This is a genomic window from Stenotrophomonas sp. ESTM1D_MKCIP4_1 (genome assembly GCF_003086895.1).
GTDB lineage: Bacteria > Pseudomonadota > Gammaproteobacteria > Xanthomonadales > Xanthomonadaceae > Stenotrophomonas.
Genome location: NZ_CP026004.1, coordinates 2,537,457 through 2,553,119, shown reverse-complemented (window position 1 = coordinate 2,553,119; position 15,663 = coordinate 2,537,457). Strand labels below are relative to the sequence as shown.

Sequence of the window (15,663 nt, the reverse complement as noted above, 5' to 3'; positions counted from 1 at the left end):
CAAGCGTTTATTGCACTTTTCTTCACGTCTGCTGCGACGCCGATGTCAGCCGTCCGGCAGACGCTGCGCGCGCAGGCGCAACGCGTTGCTGATGACCGATACCGAACTGAGGCTCATCGCTACTGCGGCCAGCATCGGCGACAACGAAATGCCCCACGGCACCAGCACGCCGGCGGCCACCGGAATGCCCAGGCCGTTGTAGAGGAAAGCGAAGCCGAGGTTCTGTCGCATGTTGCGCACAGTCGCACGTGAAAGCTGGCGCGCGCGCAGGATGCCGCGCAGATCTCCCTTCACCAGCGTGACCTGCGCGCTGGACATCGCCACGTCGGTGCCGGTGCCCATGGCGATGCCGACGTCTGCGCTGGCCAGGGCGGGCGCATCGTTGATGCCATCGCCGGCCATCGCCACGACGCGGCCTTGTGCCTGAAGCTGCTGCACCAGCGCGGCCTTGTCGGCGGGACGGCTTTCGCCATGCACTTCGTCCAGACCCAGCGTGGACGCCACCGCCTGCGCAGTGAGCAGCCCATCACCGGTAGCCATGATGATGCGCAGACCGTCGCGCTGTAGCGCGGCGATGGCGTCGGAAGTGGTCGCCTTGATCGGATCGGCCACTGACAGCAGTCCGGCCAGCTGGCCGTCCACCGCCAGGTACATCACGCTGGCCCCGCGTCGGCGCAGGGCATCGGCCTGTTGCTGCATCGCTGCCACAGCGATCGACTGCGCAGACATCAGTGCGGTGTTGCCCAGCCACATCGCGCGACCCTCCACACGCCCACGCACGCCCAGGCCGGTGATCGAATCGAAGTCCTCGACTGCCAGCAGCGGCACATCACGAGCGCGCGCGGCGGCAACGATGGCTTCGGCCAGGGGATGTTCGCTGCCCTGGTCAAGGCTGGCGGCCCATTGCAGCACCTGTGTGTCCCTGAAGCCGTCACTGGCCAGCACCATATCGAATGCAGGGCGGCCCTCGGTCAGCGTGCCGGTCTTGTCGATCACCAGCGTATCGATCCTGCCCAGCGCTTCGATGGCTTCAGCATCGCGGAACAGCACGCCGTGCTGCGCCGCGCGGCCGGTGGCCACCATGATGGACATCGGCGTGGCCAGCCCCAGCGCGCATGGGCAGGCGATGATCAGCACTGCCACCGCGCTCAGTACGCCATGGGTCCACGAGGGCTCAGGCCCGAACAGTCCCCAGCCGAACAGCGCCAGTGCGGCCACGGCCAGCACTGCCAGCACGAACCAGTACGCCACCCTGTCGGCCATGCGCTGCATCGGTGCGCGCGAGCGCTGCGCCTGTGCCACCAGCTGCACGATCTGCGCCAGCATGCTGTCATCTCCGACGCGCTCGGCCTCGATCACCAGCGCGCCGGATCCATTCAGGGTTGCGCCGATCACGCTGTCACCGGCCTGCTTGGTGACCGGCACCGGCTCGCCGGTCAGCATCGATTCGTCCAGCGTCGAACGGCCGTCCAGCACGCGGCCATCCACCGGGACCTTTTCGCCGGGACGCACGCGCAGGCGGTCACCTGCCTTCACCAGCGCCAGCGCAACGTCGTGTTCGCTGCCGTCCGCTTCGATCCGGCGTGCGGTCTTTGGGGCCAGCCCCAGCAGGGCCTTGATCGCAGCGGACGTCTTGGCGCGGGCGCGCAGCTCCATCAGCTGGCCCAGCAGCGTGAGCGAGATGATCACCGCTGCCGCCTCGAAGTACACACCCACGTGGCCGTGCTGCTTGAACGAGGGCGGGAACACGCCGGGTGCGACGGTGGCCACCACGCTGTAGCCGTAGGCGGCGATGACGCCGGTGCCGATCAGCGTCCACATGTTGGGGCTGCGGTTGCGGATCGACTGCGCCCAGCGTTCGAGGAACGGCCAACCCGCCCACAGCACCACCGGCGTGGCCAATGCGGCCTCCATCCACACCCGCGTTGCAGGTGAAAGCGCGTGCAGCAGCGGCGTCATCGCCAGCATCGCCAGCGCCATGGTCGCCACGCTGAGCGGCAACGAGACCCAGAACCGACGGCGGAAGTCGGTGAGCTCCGGATTCTCGCCGTCGTCCAGGCTGGGCATCATCGGCTCCAGCGCCATGCCGCAGATCGGGCAGGTGCCAGGGCCTTCCTGGACGATCTCCGGATCCATCGGGCAGGTGTACAGGGTGCCGGCCGGCAGTTCAGGGGCGGGGTGGGAAGACGGGTCGAGGTAACGCTGCGGGTCGGCGATGAACTTCTGCCGGCAGCCACCACTGCAGAAGTGGTAATCGGCGCCCTGATGGTGGGCATGGTGAGGGGAGCTGGCCGGATCGACGTCCATGCCGCACACCGGATCCTTCACCGTCAGGGCGGCCTTCTTCGGGCTGCCGCCGCAGCAGCTGCCTGCAGGGTGCGAATGCCCGCTGTTCATGCGTTGTCCTCGGTCAGGGCGGCGAGGATGGGGCATTGCGCCAGGGCACCATGACCCGGGCAGGCCTCCACCAGCTGCGAAAGCGCGGCGTGCATGCGCTGCAGCTCGGCCATGCGCTGCTGGATGTCGAGCAGGCGGGCCTGCGCCGCGTCGCGCACGCTGGCCATGTCCTGGGAATGGCGGTCGCTCAGGGCGAGCAGTTCGGCGACCTCCTCCAGGCTGAAGCCCAGCGCCTTGGCCCGGCGGATGAAGCGCAGCCGGCGCAGGTCCTGCTCGCCAAAGATGCGGTACCCGCCGGCCGAGCGCGCCGCAGTGGGCAGCAGCTGCTGGCGTTCGTAGTAACGGACGGTGTCGATCGGCACCCCGGCCTCGCGGGCCAGCTGTCCAATGTTCATGGCGCACTCCTGGATGACTGGGGGCATTGTCAACCCTTGAGTCTGGTCCAGAGTCAAGGGTTTGTGGAGTCAGCCTGCCGGTCACTTTGCAACTTTCTTCATAGCCCCGCCGTTGGGGCAGTTCCTACCCTTCGCCTGAACCGGCCGCTCGACGGCCTGAACGAATGGAGGAAGGGAGTATGGAGGGACTGAACAGCGAGGGTTTCGTCGAGGTTGCCGTGGTCGAGTACCCAGGGGGCGATCCGTCGGCCGCCTCGGTGCTGGCTGAAATGGCCCATGTGGCCAATCGTCTTGCCCAGCAGCAGCGGCGCCCCAGCGCACGCGTGCTGGTCACCCGCTGGATCGTGCCGGCCAGCAATCGTGGCGTGAACCGCGTTGCCGGCGCGGAGATGCTGGATGCGGAAATTCCTGCGGTGATTGCACTGCCGGGCCAGGTGAGCCCGGTCGTCGCGGTGCGGGCTGAGGAAATTCTGCTGGACTGGCTGCGTGCGCATTACGACGGCGGCAGCCTGCTGGCGGCGGCTTCGGACGGTGTCGGCGTCCTGGCCAGGGCCGGTCTGCTGGCCGGGCGCACCGTGTCCGGCCCGGACCTGCGGCGCCATCCGGGCCTGCAGGGCCAGGCCGCCAGTTGGGCGCCAAGTGAGCGCGCGCTGGTTGACGATGGCGATCTGCTGACCGTGGCAGGCCCACAGGCATGGCGCTACCTCGGCCTGCGCCTGCTGTATCGCCTGCACGGGCAGGGCGTGGCCAGCACGGTGGCGCAGCAGCTGGGCATCGCCGTGCCGGCCGGCATCCAGCAGGATCTGGAGCGGTTCAGCGCCAACTTCGCCCACGGCGATCGCGATGTACTGAAGGCCCAGCGCTGGCTGCATACCACGGCGGCACGTGGCGCCACGCTGCCGGCCATCTGCGAGATCTCCGGGCTCGAGCCGCGCACGCTGCAGCGTCGTTTCCTGAAAGCCACCGGGCTTCGGCCCATCGAGTACTGCCAGCGCCTGCGGGTGGCGAAGGCGCAGACCCTGCTGCAGCAGGGGGCGAGTATCGATGAGGTGGCCTGGGGGGTGGGCTATGCGGACCAGAGCGCGTTCCGCCGCCTGTTCCTGCGCATTGTCGGGATGACGCCCGCCAACTATCGGCGCCACGTGAGCTGCAAGCGTCGTGAGCGTGCCTTGCCGGCCCCAGCCGCCGTGGCGTCGCGCGCGCTGCCGGCTCTTCCCGTGGTACCGGTCGACGGTTCGCGGCTCGACGCCGCCTGACCGCTGGCGCAGCAGTGCCGTGCTTGCAAGGCAGGCCCGGCGCTCTGAATATGCTGAACTCTGGAATGTCGTGCGGGTGATGTAATGGCAAGTGTGGGGCCGGTGCCGATGCCGGTTGTGGTTGTTCTGGTCTGTCTCCTGGTTGCGATGAGCATCGCGCGGCTCTGGCCGTCACGCCAGCCGGTGCGTCCGCGGCCCTCTGGTGCGGGCAGGGTGTTGGACATGTTGCTGGTGGGCCTGCTCTGCGGTCGCCTGTCCTTCATCGCCGCCAACCTTGCGCTCTATCTTGAAGCGCCCTGGAGCATGTTCCAGATTGCCGACGGCGGCTATCACGTAGCCGTGGTGCTGGTCGCCGCACTGGGCTGGGGCATCTGGAGCCTGCGCCGACAGCCTTCGTTGCGTGTTCCGGTCATGTGCAGTGCACTGGCGGGTGTGCTGTTGTGGGTCGGGGGCAGTTACGGACTGGCCCGATGGCAGGCCAGCACACTGTCATTGCCGGCGGTGCAGGTCGTGGATCTGCAGGGTCGGTCGCTGGACCTGGAACAGTTCCAGCGCAGGCCGCTGGTGCTGAATCTCTGGGCCAGCTGGTGCGGGCCCTGCCGCCGCGAAATGCCGGTCCTGGCCCGGGCACAGCAGGCGCACCCTGAGGTGCAGTTCGTGTTCCTCAACCAGGGCGAACGCCAGGATGAAGTCCAGCAGTTCCTGCAGGCCGAGCACCTTGCGCTGCGCAATGTGCTGCTGGACGAGCCTGCTGCCGCTTCGACCGCGTTGGGCATACGGGCCTATCCCTCGACCCTGTTTTTCGATGGGCAGGGAGGCCTGCAGGACCTGCACCTGGGTGAACTGACCCAGGCCGGCCTTGAACACAAACTGCGCAGGCTGCGGTAGCCTGCGCGGGCATTTCCCTTTGGAGCTCACATGCTGTCGATTTCCCTGCGCACCGCGCCCGCGGTACTGATCCTGCCGGTGCTGCTGGCCATGACCGCCTGCAGCCAGGCGCAGACGCCGCCGGCGAAGGCGCCCGCGGGCACGGCCGCTGCTGCCCCTGCAGCAAGCAAAGGTGACCGCCCGGCGGTGCTGAAGGGCATCGAAAAGCACGGTTTTGAAGTCATTTCCGAGTTTGATGCACCCGGTGGCCTGCGTGGCTTTGCGGGCGTGGTGGGTGGCCAGCAGCCTGCGGCTGCCTACGTCACTGCCGATGGCAAGCATGTGCTGGTGGGCAGCCTGTTCGATGCCGAGGGCAATGATGTGGCTGCCGAGTCGGTGGAGAAGCTGGTGGCCGCGCCGATGTCGGCCAAGATGTGGTCGAAGCTGGAAGCCAGTGCCTGGGTGCGCGATGGCAAGGCGGATGCACCCCGCGTGGTCTACACGTTCAGTGACGCGAACTGCCCGTACTGCCACAAGTTCTGGGAGGCGGCGCGTCCGTGGGTGGATGCAGGCAAGGTGCAGCTGCGGCACATCATGGTGGGCGTGATCCGCGAGGACAGCCCGGCCAAGGCAGCCGCCATCCTGGCCGCCCGCGACCCCAGTGCTGCACTGCTGGAAAACGAACACCAGTTCGACCGCGGAGGTATCAAGCCGCTGCCGAGCATCAGCCGCGAGGTTGCAGGCAAGCTCGATGCAAACCAGGTGCTGATGGTCGAAATGGGTTTCCAGGGCACGCCGGGCATCCTGTTCCAGAATGACCAGGGCAGCGTCGAGCGCCGTGCAGGTCTCCCGCAGGGCGATGATCTGCAGAAGGTACTTGGACCGCGCTGAGGGTTCTGCACCGCAGTCGAACACATCAGGCCCGCATGGCAACATGCGGGCCTGTTGCATTCTGCGACATCGGCAGGCAAAAGGCTTGCGCAGTGGATTGCAGGCCGTCACTTCTGAATCGTGACTGACATCAAGCATTGCGACTTGATCGCAATCAAGGCCGAAATCAGCAGTCTGACTAGCCTTTACGCATGGATTACAGCATTCGTGCGACAGGGACTGCCCCAACGTTCTGCATCGACAGGTCGATTGGCGTCTTGCCATTCACAACATCCTCACTGCGGGGTTGTTACCCAGTCGCCTGCGGTCGCCACCTCGCTGGCAGCGCAGCCGCAGTCAGGTTTCCCGCGGCCAGAACAGGGCGATGTCATCGTTCTGTTGCCTGCAGCACGCAGGCTGGCCCTGGATATCGACGCAGTACTCCGCAACCCAGCAACGGCAGATCGCTGTCGGGATGGCGCTCGCGTCCCGCCCGGCAGCGCATGGCAGGTTTTCGCCCAGGGAGGATGCAATGCGCTTGGCGGTCTTGAGTCTGGCTTGCACGGTGGCGCTGGCGGCAACGCCTGCACATGCCGAGGAGGACGCACAGGCGCTGCGGCGTGAGATTGCCACGATGCGGCAGGCGCTGGAGGGCATGCAGCAGCGCCTGGACCGCCTCGAACAGCGCGAAGCCTCCGCGCAGGCGCCGGTGCCGGTGGCTGCGCCCACGCCCACACCCACAGCCACACCCACACCCACACCAGCAACGGCACCGGTCACCGCAGCCACAACAGCCGCGCTGCATCCCACCCAGGTGTCCGGGGTTGCCCCGCCGGTGCTGCCACAGCGTGAATCGGTCGCCGATCCATCCACGGCGGCATCCCGGCCGGACAGTGCGGCCGGCCCGACCGATCCGGAGCTGAAGGGCTTCTTCGCCATTCCCGGCACCGATACGGTCATCCGCATCGGCGGCTACGCCAAGCTCGACGCCATTGCTGATTCGCGGGATGCAGGCGACCAGGATCAGTTCATTCCGTCGTCGATGCCGGTCGGCGGCAGCCACCGTGATGTGTCCAATTTCAACATCCATGCCAAGCAGACGCGCTTCAGCTTCGAGGCGCGGCGGCCCACCACGCACGGCAATCTGCGCTTCTACCTCGAGAATGATTTCTTCGGTAGCAGTGATGGCTACGAGTTCCGGCTTCGCCACGCCTATGGCCAGCTCGGCAATACCTACGCAGGCTATGGCTATTCCAGCTTCATGGATGCCGACAGCCTGCCCGACACGCTGGATTTTGCCGGTCCGGGCGGTGCGGGTTACCTGTTGGTGGCGGGTATTCACCACAGTTTCGCGCTGGGCAAGGGCACCACGCTGACCCTGGCCGCGGAAGATCCGGAGACCGAGCTGGCCGGCGCCAGTGATACCCGTGCAGCGGTCAACCGGCTGCCCGATGTCACCCTCAGTGCCCGCATGGAGCGCGACTGGGGGCACCTGCAACTGGGCGCCGTGGCGCGAAGCCTGGCCTATGACGGCGATGGCGAGCGCGACCGGCGCATGGGCGGCGGCCTGCAGCTGAGTGGCTCGGCATCGGTCGGCGAACGCGACCTGCTGCTGTTTGGTGCGCTGGGCGGCCGAGGGCTGAGCCGCTACACCGCTGACCTTACCGGGTCCGGGCTGGACGCCGTGGTCGACGCCGATGGCAGGCTGGAAGCGTTGGATCTGCACGGTGGCTTCGTCGGGTACACCCATTACTGGTCCGAGCTGTGGCGCTCGAACCTGATCCTCGGCCAGCTGACCCTGGAGCGGAACCGCGCGCTGGCTGCGGACGCATTCCGGGAGAGCCGTTACGGCGTATTCAACCTGATCTGGAGCCCGGCGCCGTCGTGGACGATGGGCATGGAACTGCTGTACGGGCGCCTGGAACAGCAGGGCGGCGCACGCGGCGACACGGTCCGGGTGCAGGGCAGCCTGCAATACAACTTCATCAGATAGCCGCCAGCGGACCTGCGCCCGCGCAGCCGAATCCCATGCCCGGCGCCGTCGGGCCCATGCCCGCTTCAGGAGAGTGTCATGGCAGAAGCAAAGAAAATCGGGGTGGTTGGAGCCACCTTCCTCGTCGCCGGCAACATGATGGGATCCGGTGTGTTCCTGTTGCCGTCCAGTCTGGCCAAGATTGGTACCGCCTCGATCTGGGGCTGGTTGATCACCACGGCCGGCGCGCTGCTGCTAGCGTTCGTGTTTGCCAAACTGGGCAAGCTGGCACCCAAGGCCGGCGGCCCCTATGCCTACGCCCGCGACTGGTTTGGACCCTACATGGGCTTCCAGACCAACACCATCTACTGGTTTGCGAACTGGATCGGCAATGTTGCCATCCCGATCGCCGCCGTCGGCTACTTCAGCTACTTCTTCCCGATCCTCTCGGAGCCGCTGGTGCGTTGCGTGGCCGTGCTGGTGCTGGTGTGGGCCTTGAGCTTCGCCAACATGATCGGGCCGGCCTTCGTCACCCGGGTGCAGACCGTGACCACCAGCTTCGCGTTGGTGCCGATCCTGGGCATCGCGATCTTCGGCTGGTTTTTCTTCGATGCCGATATCTTCAAGGGCGCCTACAACGTATCGGGGGAATCGAATTTCGGTGCGATCTCCAGCGCGGCGGCGCTGACCCTGTGGGCATTCATCGGCGTGGAGTCTGCATCGGTGACGGCCGGCGTGGTGGAAAACCCCGAGAAGAACGTGGCCCGCGCCACGCTGGCGGGTGTGTTCCTGGCGGCCGTAGCCTACATCGCCAGCTCGTCGGTGATCATGGGCATGGTGCCGAATGCGGAACTGCAGGTGTCCGATGCACCGTTCGCATTGGCGGCAGCCAAGGCCGTCGGTGGATGGGGTGGGGCACTGGTGAGCCTGTGCGCCTTCGTGGGTGCGGCCGGTTCGCTGGGCGGCTGGATCCTGCTGACCGCGCAGAGCGCCAAGGCGGCCTCTGATGATGGCCTGTTCCCGAGCATCTTCAGCAGGACCAACAAGGATGATGTCCCGGTCAGGGGCGTGCTGATCGTGGCGGTGCTGATGACCGTGGCCGTGCTGGTCACCTCCACCTCGGAGACGGCCTCGGCACAGTTCGACGTGATCACGTCGGCGGCGGTGGTACTCACCCTGCTGCCCTACATCTATTCCTGCGTGGCCTGCTATTTCGTGGTGGAGCGTTCGCACACGCTGGTGCATACCGGTGCGTTCTGGACCCTGACCAGCCTGACCGTCGTGTACTGCCTGTGGGCGATCTATGGCTCGTCGGGAAGCATCGTGCAGTACGCCTTCCTGTTCGTACTGTTCATCACCGTGTTCTATCCCTTCTTCAGCGAGGAGCGCCGCCAGCAGCGGCAGCGCGCCCGTGAGGCATCGGCCATCGGCGCCGCCGGCCCGCGTTCCTGAGTTCGACAAGGAGAAACAACGTGTATTTCAAGTCTCTGGATTATCCGGTCATTGTCATTGACAACGACTACGAGTCGCCGCGCATCGGTGGCATCCTCATCCGCGCGCTGGTGGAAGAGCTGCGCGGCAATGACCAGCGGGTGCTGTGCGGCCTGAACCTGGATGATGCCCGTGCCGGTGCGCGGACCTACGTTGCTGCCTCGGCCGTACTGATCTCCATCGATGGCAGCGAGGAGGTGGAGGGCGAGTTCCAGCGCTTGACCGCGTTCCTGCGCGAACAGAGCGCGCGCAGGGCCAACCTGCCGGTGTTCCTGTACGGCGAGCGGCGCACCATCGAGAAGGTGCCGAGCAAGCTGCTCAAGCACATCCACGGTTTCATCTTCCTGTTTGAAGACACGAAGAGCTTCATCGCGCGGCAGGTGATGCGCGCGGCCGAAGACTACATGAAGAACCTGCTGCCGCCGTTCTTCAAAGCGCTCATCCACCATGCCGCGGAGTCCAATTATTCCTGGCATACGCCGGGCCATGCCGGTGGCGTGGCGTTCACCAAGTCTCCGGTCGGGCGTGCCTTCCACCAGTTCTATGGTGAGAACACGCTGCGCAGCGATCTGTCCATTTCGGTTCCGGAGCTGGGTTCACTGCTCGACCATACCGGGCCGATCAAAGAGGCTGAAGAAGAGGCTGCGCGCAACTTTGGCGCCGACCACACCTTCTTCGTCACCAACGGCACCTCTACCGCCAACAAGATCGTCTGGCACGGTACGGTGGCCCGTGGCGACGTGGTGTTCGTCGACCGTAACTGCCACAAATCGCTGCTGCACGCGCTCATCATGACCGGTGCAGTGCCGGTGTACTTCACGCCCAGCCGCAACGCGCACGGCATCATCGGGCCGATCAGCCTGGATCAGTTCACCCCTGAGTCGCTGCAGCAGCGCATCGCCGCAAACCCGCTCGCGAGCAGGGCCTACCAGGCTGGCTCGAAGCCGCGCATCGCGGTGGTCACCAATTCCACCTACGACGGCCTGTGCTACAACGCCGAGAAGATCGCCGACGAGATCGGCAGCGCGGTGGACTTCCTGCATTTCGATGAAGCGTGGTATGCGTACGCCGCATTCCATCCGTTCTACGAAAACCATTACGGCATGGCCAAGGGCAAGCCGCGCGAGCAGGATGCGATCATCTTCACCACGCATTCGACCCACAAGCTGCTGGCTGCTTTCTCGCAGGCCTCGATGATCCATGTCCGGAACTCCGCGCATCGCGACCTGGATGCCGAGCGTTTCAACGAGTCGTTCATGATGCATACCTCGACCAGCCCGCACTACGGTGTGATCGCTGCGTGCGATGTGGCCTCGAAGATGATGGAAGGTGATGCCGGCCGTTCACTGGTGCAGGAAATGCACGACGAGGCGATTGCCTTCCGCCGCGCGATGCTGCACGTGCGCGACGATCTGGGCCGCGACGACTGGTGGTTCAGCGTGTGGCAGCCGACCCAGGTCGAGCGCAGCCTGGACAAGGGCGATACGCCGGCCCCGCTGGTGGCCAAGCGCGAGGAGTGGTACCTGCAGCCGGACGGCCACTGGCACGGCTTCGAGAACCTGGTCGACGACTACGTGCTGATCGACCCGATCAAGGTGACCCTGCTGACCCCGGGCCTGTCGATGGACGGCAGCATGGGCGCTCTGGGCATTCCGGCGGCGGTGCTGAGCAAGTTCCTGTGGGGCCGGGGCATCACCGTTGAAAAGACCAACCTGTACTCGGTGCTGTTCCTGTTCTCGATGGGCATCACCAAGGGCAAGTGGAGCACGCTGGTGACCGAGCTGATGGCGTTCAAGGAACTGTACGACCGCAATGCACCGCTAAGCCAGGCACTGCCGGTGCTGGCTGCCGATTACCCGGTGGCCTATGCCGGCTGGGGACTGCGCGACCTGTGCGATGCCTTGCATGCGTTCAACCAGGAATTCGCGGTGGCCAAGGTGATGCGGGAGATGTACGTGGACCTGCCGACCCCGGTGATGACGCCGTCCGAGGCTTACAACCATCTGGTGAAGGGCGAGATCGAGCGGGTCGACATCGAGCAGATCAACGGCCGCATTGCGGCGACCATGCTGGTGCCGTATCCGCCGGGCATTCCCACCATCATGCCGGGCGAGCGCTTTGGTGCCAGCGATGAGCCGATCATCCAGTCGCTGCGCATCGCGCGCGAACAGAACGCGCGCTTCCCTGGCTTTGAATCGGACGTGCATGGGTTGATCATCGAGCACGACGGCGATGCGGTTTCCTACCGGGTGGAGGTGCTGAAGGCCTGAGCTGCGAGGTAGAGTCGAGCTTGCTCGACTGGCTGTGCAGGGCAGCCGTAGCATGGACTCGGCTCTACAGGTGGCATGGGAGCCGTAGCGCCCGAGCCCACGCTCGGGCGGCGCCGCACAGCGGCGTCGGGCCGTCGAGCAGGCGCGACGCTACCCTTGATGCAGGTAGTACTCGACCGGTACCACCAGTTCCTGCGGTGCGTTCATCTCATCCGGAATGGGCGGCAGCGGCTGTGCGCGGCGGAAGGTCTGCAGGGCGGCTTCGTCCAGCAGTGGCTGGCCGCTCGACTGCTCCAGGCGCAGGGCAAGCAGGCTGCCTTTGCGGTCCAGGCTGACCCGCACCCAGGCCGTGCCCTGCTGGCGCCGTGCGCGCGCGGCGGCCGGGTAGAAGCGATAGCGCTGCAGTCGCGCCATCAGCCGGGCCTCCCACTGGTCGCTGGCGGCGCCGGCTTGCAGGTCCGCAGGCGGTGCATCCGGCGCGGGCGGTGCTGCGGCGATCGAGGCCGTTGCCGGCGCGGCGTTGGTGCTTGCTGCAGGCGGAGCAAGCAGCAGCGGTTGGCGACCACTGCCGCCGGTTTCGCTGGCCGCCAGTTCGCCCTCGCGCGCTGCGGTGGGCAACGGCGGCGGCGGTGCTTTGCTGGGCTGCGGCGCGCTGGCCTGCTGTGCCGGGCGGGGCGTATCGGCGTGGCGTTCCTCCACCGGCCGCGGCGGTGCGGCCGGTGCCAGCAGGCGCAGACTGATGCGCATGTCCTGCTCCGGCGGTGGCAGTGCCGGCGGGCTTGCCACCCAGTGCACAAGCAGCAACAGCGGCAACAGGTGCAGGCCGACGCTGATGGCGACGGCCTGCCAGTGGCCGCGGCGCTCACTCATTGCCGGACACCCACAGCAGATCGGCGTCGGCTGCGTCCAGGCTTTCACCCGGTGCGCCCAAGGCGATCACCAGCGCTGGCACAGCCGGCGGCAGGTAGCCGGGAACGCCGGTGCCGCGCAGTACGTGCCATCGTCCGGCCACCAGCAAGGCCGGGGCGGGCGATGTCGCCAGCACCTGGGCCATGCGCGTGTCGCGCGCGTGCTGCACGGCAAGCATGCCTTCCAGCATCGGCGCGGCCCCGGCATGCTGGGCCAGCACGACCGCGGACAACCGCTGCCGCGCGTCGGCCCCCGGGAACCGGACGGGCTCAGCCGATGCCAGCAGCGCATCGACCTCGGCACGCGACAGGTTGCCGCCGTGCAGGGCAATGCCTGCAGCGCAGGCGTCCTGCACCAGGCCGCCATAGGCCTGCCAGGGCCAGCGGCTGTCCCAGCCCAACAATTCCTGCAGGCGGCTGCCGTCGGCGCGGTTGCCCTTGGCCAGCCAGCGTTGCACGCGCTGCAGGCGCGCCTGGCGTTCCTGCGCGATCATCTCCAGGACCAGCGCGCCCTGTGGCCGCTGCCGCTGCAGGGCCGCCAGCAGCCAGCGCTGCGCGGCGTGGTCGGCCTCGACGTCGTGGCGCTCGCCCAGCAGCACGCGCTGCGCCCCGGCCACGCGCTGCGTGAAGCCCGCCTCATCCAGCGCCTGGCCCGTGGCCAGGTCGATGACGCGGCCCGGCATCGGCTGCGCACCGGCCATGCCCGCCAGCGCTAGCAGGCACAGCATCAGCCAGCGGCGCTCAGAACGCCACATTGACGCCCATCGAGAGCGTCCGTCCACGGCCGTTGCCGCGATCCAGGATCGGGCTGAAGATGCTGTCGATCGAGGCGTTGTTGTCATAGGCTTTGTTCTGCAGGTTTTCAATGTTCAGCCACAGCGTGGTATTGGCCTGGGGCTTGAAGCTGGCGTAGAAATCCAGCAGCACGCCGGTGCCGCCGGTCTTGCGGGTCTGGAAGAAGTCGTAGCCTTCCTCGGTGGGGCCGGAGTACTCGGCACGCACGCCGGCCTGCACGCGCTGCTGCCACCAGCTGCGACCCACGTCCAGCGTCCAGTAGCGGTCGGGGAGGGCGGTGATGTCTTCCAGGTTGACGTATTCGATGGTGGGCGCGCTGGTGTGCGAACGGGTCCAGCTCAACGTGGCGTGGTAGTGCTCGCTGGCGTAGTGGGCTTCCAGTTCGATGCCACGCATGCGCACGATGCCGGGCTGGTTCATCCAGCGGGTGGTGGTGGTGAAGTCATCGGCGTCGAGCACGTCGGTCCAGGCACTCAACTGCTCGTCGCTGTCGATGGCCACTACCAGGGGCGCTACCTCCGGCGGATGCACCGCCAGCAGGTACTGCGGCTTGATGTAGTCGCGGATGCGGTTGTCGAAGCGGGTGACCCGCAGCTGGGCCAGGTCACCGTCCACCAGCAGTGAGTCGGTGCTGAGGTTGGCGCCGAACTGCAGATTGCGCGAACGCTCGCGCCGCAGGAACGGGTTCGCGCCCACGCCATCGGCATCGCTCATGCCTTCCAGCGGGATCTTCTCGAAGAACATTTCCTGCACCCGGGGCGCGCGCGAGGTGCGCGAGGCTTCGGCAAACAGCTGCAGCCAGTCGGTGGCCTGCACCGAGAACGCGAGGCTGGGGCTGAGTGCGTGCTGGGTGCGGCGCACATCGATATCGCCACCACCGATGTCCGTGCACTGGCCTGGCACGTCCGAACAGACCGGAATATGGCCGCTGATGCCATAGCGCTCCTGGCGCAGGCCAGCGGTCAATGCGTAGCGCGCATACTGCAGTTCCAGCGTGCTGAACACGCTGTCCAGCTGGCTGCGGCCTTGCGGGTTGGCGCCGCGCAGGGTGGGGGTGTCGGCCACGAAGATGTCCGACTGGTGCTTGATGCCGGTGTTCCAGCGCGCCTGCACCGTGCCCATCTCGAAGCGGCTGGTGTTGTCCGCGGTCCAGCTGCTCAGGCTGCTGTGCGTGCGCCGCCCGATGTAGCTGGAATCCTCCACGGGCGGGTAGTACAGGTGGGTCTTGTTGCCGGCGTAGGTAACGCGCACGTCCAGCCATGGCGTATAGGGCGTGTAGTGGTAGCTGGCACGCTGGTTGCGCGCGGAAATCTGCCACGGATAGTTATGGTAGAAGTCGTTCTCATAGCGCATGTGGCTCAGGTCCAGGCGGTGCTGGTCGCTGGGCTGCAGGCGCGCTTTCAGCAACCAGCTGCTGGGTTGCTGGCTGGCCGGATCTGCGGCGTTCTTCTGTCCGTTGGCGGTGGCGTACTCGCCGCTGCGGCTGCTGCTGGCCGCAGCGAGCAGGCCGAACTGGCGGTCGCCACCGTCCTCGCTGTGGCGCCAGGCACCGGCGAACGTGCGGCCATCGCCGTAGCCATTGTTGCCGTGGCGGTAGCCGGCGCGCAGACCCCAGTCGCGACCCTCGGCCAGCAGGTCGTCGATGTCCAGCGTGCGGAAGTTCGCGCTGCCGGCCAGCGTACCGGCGCCGTCAGCGCCGGCCACCGCGCCGCGCTGCACGTCCACGCCCGCCAGCAGGAACGGGTCGACGTAGGCGAAGGGGCCGCCCGAGCCATGGCCGGCGTTGTTGCGGAAGGTCTGGGTGACGCCGTCGATCATGGTGTTGACGCGGCCGGCGCCGGTCATGCCACGGATGTTGACCTGCAGGCCAGGCTGGCTGCGCGAGTGGAAGCTGTGGCTGCCGGGCATCGAACGCAGCAGGCTGTTGCCATCCTGCCGTTCGGCCATGGCCACGCGCTCGCTGCCAACCGTCGGCGTGAAGCCGTCGGCAATGGGGGCAACGTACTGGCTGGCGCCGGCGTCGGCCGCCCGTCCACGCGAGGCATCGCTCTGCACGCGCAGCGGTCCGGTGCGGCGACTGCCGTCGTCACGCTGAGGCGGCGCCGGTTCCAGGGTTGCATGGCGGGCGTCGATGAAACGCGGCCGCAGCGTGCTGCCGGCCAGCAGGCGGGTCAGCGCCTGGGTGTCATCGAAGTCACCCTGCACGGCGGGGGCAACATGGCCCACAGGCAGGGCGGTGGCCATCACCAGATCAATGCCCGTGAGGCGGCTGTACGCATCCAGTGCCTGGGCCAGCGGCTGCGCGGGCAGATCGTAGTGACGCGTGGCGGCCTGCGCGTGGGCAGGGGGAGACAGCAGTGGCAGGGCGCCGGCACAGGCCAGCGAGAGGGCGAGAACGAGGGGACGGTGGCACGGCATCGAAGGCTCCAGGGGGTGACGCGA

Annotated in this window: 11 protein-coding genes; 6 read left to right on the top strand and 5 right to left on the bottom strand. The window is 67.0% G+C overall.

The features are described from left to right. Positions 1 to 45: 45 nt before the first annotated feature. Both C1924_RS11680 and C1924_RS11675 read right to left on the bottom strand, forming a co-directional pair. A complete protein-coding gene (locus C1924_RS11680) occupies positions 46 to 2,397 on the bottom strand; it encodes a heavy metal translocating P-type ATPase (RefSeq protein ID WP_108765454.1) in 2,352 nt (783 codons plus the stop codon). Next, positions 2,394 to 2,792 carry a heavy metal-responsive transcriptional regulator gene (locus C1924_RS11675; RefSeq protein WP_108765453.1) on the bottom strand — a complete coding sequence of 133 codons (399 nt, stop codon included), beginning with the start codon at positions 2,790 to 2,792 and terminating at the stop codon, positions 2,394 to 2,396. Before C1924_RS11675 ends, C1924_RS11680 begins: the two co-directional genes overlap by 4 nt. Positions 2,793 to 2,971: 179 nt before the next feature. Between C1924_RS11675 and C1924_RS11670 the strand changes: the two genes are divergently transcribed. The 6 genes from C1924_RS11670 (at position 2,972) to C1924_RS11645 (ending at position 11,518) form a co-directional block, all read left to right on the top strand. After that, positions 2,972 to 4,048 carry a helix-turn-helix domain-containing protein gene (locus tag C1924_RS11670; protein ID WP_254051131.1) on the top strand — a complete coding sequence of 359 codons (1,077 nt, stop codon included), beginning with the start codon at positions 2,972 to 2,974 and terminating at the stop codon, positions 4,046 to 4,048. Between the two features lie 84 nt (positions 4,049 to 4,132). Beyond that, positions 4,133 to 4,936 (top strand): TlpA disulfide reductase family protein, encoded by an 804-nt coding sequence (locus C1924_RS11665; protein ID WP_108765452.1) that lies wholly within the window; start codon positions 4,133 to 4,135, stop codon positions 4,934 to 4,936. Positions 4,937 to 4,966: 30 nt separating this feature from the next. Further along, a complete protein-coding gene (gene dsbG / locus C1924_RS11660) occupies positions 4,967 to 5,806 on the top strand; it encodes a thiol:disulfide interchange protein DsbG (RefSeq protein ID WP_108765451.1) in 840 nt (279 codons plus the stop codon). A 511-nt stretch (positions 5,807 to 6,317) separates the two neighbouring features. Continuing rightward, a complete protein-coding gene (locus C1924_RS11655) occupies positions 6,318 to 7,778 on the top strand; it encodes a DcaP family trimeric outer membrane transporter (protein ID WP_108765450.1) in 1,461 nt (486 codons plus the stop codon). Between the two features lie 78 nt (positions 7,779 to 7,856). Beyond that, positions 7,857 to 9,209: an arginine/agmatine antiporter gene (gene adiC / locus C1924_RS11650; RefSeq protein WP_108765449.1), complete on the top strand. Its 1,353-nt coding sequence runs from the start codon at positions 7,857 to 7,859 to the stop codon at positions 9,207 to 9,209. 20 nt (positions 9,210 to 9,229) lie between these two features. After that, positions 9,230 to 11,518, top strand: a complete 2,289-nt coding sequence (locus C1924_RS11645; RefSeq protein WP_108765448.1) for an Orn/Lys/Arg decarboxylase N-terminal domain-containing protein — start codon at positions 9,230 to 9,232, stop codon at positions 11,516 to 11,518. Positions 11,519 to 11,668: 150 nt separating this feature from the next. Here the strand turns inward: C1924_RS11645 and C1924_RS11640 are convergent, their stop codons facing one another. The 3 genes from C1924_RS11640 to C1924_RS11630 are packed head-to-tail and all read right to left on the bottom strand — an operon-like array spanning position 11,669 to position 15,639. Next, positions 11,669 to 12,388, bottom strand: coding sequence for an energy transducer TonB (locus C1924_RS11640; RefSeq protein ID WP_108765447.1), 720 nt, complete (start codon positions 12,386 to 12,388; stop codon positions 11,669 to 11,671). Further along, complete coding sequence (locus tag C1924_RS11635; protein WP_108765446.1) at positions 12,381 to 13,181, bottom strand: ChaN family lipoprotein; 801 nt, start codon at positions 13,179 to 13,181, stop codon at positions 12,381 to 12,383. The genes C1924_RS11640 and C1924_RS11635 overlap by 8 nt, the downstream gene beginning before the upstream one ends. Continuing rightward, entirely contained in the window at positions 13,168 to 15,639 is a 2,472-nt protein-coding gene (locus tag C1924_RS11630) for a TonB-dependent receptor (protein WP_108765445.1), read from the bottom strand. The genes C1924_RS11635 and C1924_RS11630 overlap by 14 nt, the downstream gene beginning before the upstream one ends. Between the last annotated feature and the right edge of the window lie 24 nt (positions 15,640 to 15,663).